The organism is Haladaptatus sp. W1 (assembly GCF_001723155.1).
GTDB lineage: Archaea > Halobacteriota > Halobacteria > Halobacteriales > Haladaptataceae > Haladaptatus > Haladaptatus paucihalophilus.
On sequence record NZ_MEIH01000154.1, the window covers coordinates 1 to 4,279 of the forward strand.

The following is a 4,279-nucleotide window of genomic DNA, read 5'->3' on the forward strand; positions in this document are numbered from 1 at the left end:
CGGCAATGTCCGGTCTGCCAGCACTCGATTCGACGTAGTTGAGCGTTGAGCGTCTTATTGTTCTTATAGCACTCAATGTCGTCTCTATTCGTTCTAATGAGACGGCACCAATACGCGCACAGGCCGAACAATTTACCTTCGGCGTCGATGCCCCTGGACACGTCAAAGTCACCAACGAGAGCCACGAGAACCCCGCAGACCACCAGTACGTGGTCTCCATCGACGACGTGACCCACGAACTGATGGCTGCACATGCCCCATCACGTCCACCGGAACGCATTCTGCACACACATGGCCGCCGTCGAGAACGCGACTGACGACGGGACGCTCGACGCATTCCCCTCGAAGGACGAAGGCGAGACCAAACCAGACAACTGCGATTGTGACGGCCTCGGTGGCTGCCCGTGTTGGGAATGCGTAAAAACGGATCGGCGAGAGATTCCAGAGTAACTCCTCTCTCAGCCCCTCTTCTCTATAGCCTGTCAACAAACGCTTCCGTAAATCGCTGATCAGTGTCCACTCATGAAGTGTATCCACACTATAATCGCTAAGAGTGACAACTGTATCGCGCCAGAGACACCGCCGGCTTTTCCGTCTGGGCGCGTACGTAGTGCAGATGAGAATGTTATGACAAGTACCGTGCCGATTCACTCACTAGAACGAGCGAGACGGCCGAATTTGATGGGAGGAAACGAAGGATCAAGAACGAGTGATAGACCGATTCTCACATGAAGGCGGTATGGGGTTGCCTGTCAGAATCTACCCGAGGACGTACTCGAGGATGGGGTAGCGCTCGAGGAGCGCCTGACCGCCGATCTTGTACTGTTTCGATGTACGTGTCGAGGCCGAGGATCCGGCCGGCACCGAACGCTGCAACGGCCAGGAACACGAGCATGTACGCGAAGTCGCCGTTGATGACGCCGTGAGCGATGTCCCAGTTCCCGAAGTAGAACATGAGCATCATGAGCGCGCCGAAGAACGCCGCAAGGCGGACAAACGCGCCGACGAGCAGTCCAAGACCGATGAACAGCTCGCCCCACGGGACGGCCACGTTCGCGACCTCGACGAACCACGGGGTCGAGCCCATCCAGGCGAATAGGCCTGCAATCGGGTTGCCGTTGGTCGCGGCGACGTTCGCCAGGTAGCCACCGGCCGAGAACGGTTCGCCGAGGTGAACGCCCACCCCGAACGCGCGAACGCGCGAGGGCCAAGAGGGTGGGCACGGGTGCCGACCGATTGGCTTTCGAAGGTTTGAGTGTCTGGAGAGATGGTGGATGCTGTCATGGTCTCGGAAGAAAAACTTCCTACTTTCTAAAACAACGGCGAAGTATATAAGTGTATTTAGATAGGCTGTGTCATGGATTTCATTGGTTATAGAGAAATTATTTAGCACTGCTCGACTCATTTTTGTCTTGGTGAATGGCGACGAGAGTGAAGATACTGAGACACCTATCGACGACGAGAGCGGGCTACCGGAGGACCGTGACTGCGATGGCCTCGATGGCTTCCCAGACTATCCATCGTGAAAGCAAGCCGGAAGGAACTGCCGAATAAACCTGCGCTTCCGTTTTAATCCATGTCTCGATAATTCTCAGTGGCGTCAATTTATCAAATAAACTCCAATCACAGATTATATATCTATATTTATTGCGGAATAGATTAACAATCGATTCATAATTTTTAGAATGAAAACATATATGGATTAGTTGCTTGTACCCCATACCAGACTATGGAAATCCTTCATCGGTTACGTGACGCCTTCAGTCCGGAAGAGGCCCCTCAGCAAACGGAAAAGCAAGTTCGAACAACCGGTGATATTTTTGAATGTGAAGACTGTGGTACAACGTTCATTTCAAAGCCAACCCAGTGTTCAAAGTGCGATCATAACGAGTTTCGGAATCACGGCAGCTGTTAATATTCTACTCAATCCAGACGTCCTAGGCTGAGTTCGCTTTGACATTCCCCCTTCGCTAAAGCACAAGAATTTCCATGAATTGGGACATTCGGGGCCTCCGGTTGACAACTCTCCGGGTTTTAATAAAATGTTCTTAACACAATTTGGAGCAAGAATTTTTTCCGGGGTGGTGGTCGAATCCACAATCACTATCGTCGGCCATTGGCTAGACGTTGATGGGAAACATGGCGACGTTAGACACAATCTTCGACTTATTCAGTACGAAGCGGCGACGATACGCACTATACTATCTCGATCAACAGAGTGGAACAGTAACGGTTGATGAGCTTGTGGATTATGTTGCAAATCACGAAAACGACGCGACTGATGAAACAATTCCTGACGAGCAGTACGATCGGATCGAACTCTCTCTTCGCCAAGTGCATATCCCGAAAACAGCTGAAATTGATTCGATTGAATATGATCGCGATGAAGGAGAAATTACCATTCAGGGAACGTCAACCGAGTTTGACGCGATTGTGACCATTGCGAAGGTCCTCGAACACGCCGACTAAACCGAGTAGGTAGCCAACCGATGGTCCACTTCAAAGGCTATCTCTGCAGGAGACTTCCTGAATCTAACAGTCAAAGTGTGCCCAGTGACGGCCGGCGTCACGAAGTACGATCCGACAACAGAGGCAATCACCATTGCGCTCACCTGGAAAGCCTACGAACACCACGGGTGGGAGCAATTCAGGTCCACCGTCCGCCACGAACTCATCCACGCGTGGCAGTATCACGAGTTCGGCGAGGCGGATCACGGTTCGACGTTCACCCGCTGGACGGACGCCCTCGATACTTCGCAACACTGCGAACGCTTCACCACGCCAAAGTGGTGGCTGGTGTGCGAGGACTGCGGCGGTCGGATTGCTCGGTATCAACGCTCAAAGACCGTCGCAACCCAGAACAGTATTGCTGTAGCGAATGTGGTGGGTCACTCCGTGTCGAGGAGGTCGACGGCCACTAACCAATTCTCGTGTACGTAGTTCTCGCGATAAGGAGTAGATACGAGGAAGATTTTCGCGAGTTGCAGTGTTCTACGTGAGTCCTTGCTATCACTCGTGCTTCGGATTTTGAGCCTGTAGTAAGTTAGTATACTATACTAACCCTCGTATTTCCATCTCTATCTGGCTGGCGACTATCTTTGACGTTTTGCTCGGTAGCGTCTCCCATAACCCGTGAGACACCCCAGTTCGACACGCTCTACAGTGAACTTGCGATCGTCTTAGAAGACACGTGCCGCGCTTCGAGATCCTTTCGGTCGAGCGAATCGGTTACGAGCGCCTCGAGAACCTCGCGATGGCGGATGATATCGATGAGTTCGTCAGTCTCCATCCGCGAGCCGAGTTTGTGTGCTGAAACCGGATTCGAATCCAATTCGAGGCTGGTCTCTAAGATCTCGTCAAGTACTGCGTTTCCCATTTCGATCACATGGTTGCCAAACCACTACAGAGACAGACGGTTCTCACATGGTTATCCTTGTCGCAGGTGGTGAGACTCCTCAAAAGCGATGATACCACATTCGGCTAGAGATGTCATTTTCGTTAAATGACTACACAAGGGCAAGTCGCATCTATACAACCATGGACCACACAACCGAGGTCGGTTCACAGGTAGCATCGGTCGACGAACCAACTGAAACCGTTCCGTGGCATTCCCGGACGGTACAGACTGTATTGATTAGCACGGCGCTCGCACCGCTCGGAGTGCCACTCATCAGCCCCGCACTACCGGTATTCCGTAACGTGTTCGAAATTACCGACGCACAGGCGAGTCTCTTGGTGAGTACGTACTTCCTTGTCGGAATCGTTCTTTCGCCATTCATCGGTATCCTTGCGGATCGTATCGGGCGGAAGCGAGTACTTGTCGCGGGTCTATTGGCGTTTGGTGTGCTGGGTGGCGCGATGGCGATCGCACCGACATTCGAGCTCTTACTAGTGCTCCGTATCGCACAGGGGACCGCCGCCGCCGCGATCTTCATCACCACCGTTACGATTGTCGGTGATGTGTTCGACGGCGTTCAGCGTAACGCGGTACTGGGAGCAAACGTCGCCGTTCTCTCTGCTACTGCCGCCCTATTTCCGGTGCTTGGAGGGGCGCTCACTGGTATCGCGTGGAATGCACCGTTTCTGGCGTATCTCGTAGCAATCCCGGTCGCCGTATTCACACAGGTAGCACTGGATGAACCCCACCACGTCGATGGTGAACAAGGAATCGCGTATCTTGCGGACGCGGCACGATCGATCGTAAAGCCGTCGCTTCTGGCGTTGTTCGCCGTCGCCTTCATCACCGAGTTCCTGCTGTTCGGCGTGATATTCACGGCGA

Annotated in this window: 4 protein-coding genes and 1 pseudogene; 4 read left to right on the forward strand and 1 reads right to left on the reverse strand. The window is 53.0% G+C overall.

What is annotated here, in order from left to right:
* Window positions 1–252: 252 nt before the first annotated feature.
* Window positions 253–450, forward strand: coding sequence for a hypothetical protein (locus tag BG842_RS29695; RefSeq protein ID WP_175424107.1), 198 nt, complete (start codon window positions 253–255; stop codon window positions 448–450).
* Between the two features lie 309 nt (window positions 451–759).
* On the opposite strand, the pseudogene BG842_RS08410 reads toward BG842_RS29695, so the two are convergent.
* Window positions 760–1,284: pseudogene (locus BG842_RS08410) on the reverse strand (DoxX family protein).
* Window positions 1,285–2,139: 855 nt separating this feature from the next.
* Between BG842_RS08410 and BG842_RS08415 the strand changes: the two are divergent.
* The 3 genes from BG842_RS08415 to BG842_RS08430 form a co-directional block, all read left to right on the forward strand.
* On the forward strand, window positions 2,140–2,469 hold the full coding sequence (locus BG842_RS08415) for a hypothetical protein (RefSeq protein WP_069450422.1): 330 nt from the start codon (window positions 2,140–2,142) through the stop codon (window positions 2,467–2,469).
* An 84-nt stretch (window positions 2,470–2,553) separates the two neighbouring features.
* Window positions 2,554–2,940, forward strand: coding sequence for a SprT-like domain-containing protein (locus tag BG842_RS27355; protein WP_254662994.1), 387 nt, complete (start codon window positions 2,554–2,556; stop codon window positions 2,938–2,940).
* A gap of 597 nt (window positions 2,941–3,537) precedes the next feature.
* On the forward strand, window positions 3,538–4,279 hold a 742-nt coding region (locus BG842_RS08430), incomplete at its 3' end, for an MFS transporter (RefSeq protein WP_139136067.1).

Coding starts and splice junctions, on each gene's coding strand:
- BG842_RS29695 (WP_175424107.1), top strand. CDS start 253: ATGCCCCATCACGTCCACCGGAACGCATTCTGCACACACATGGCCGCC.
- BG842_RS08415 (WP_069450422.1), top strand. CDS start 2,140: ATGGCGACGTTAGACACAATCTTCGACTTATTCAGTACGAAGCGGCGA.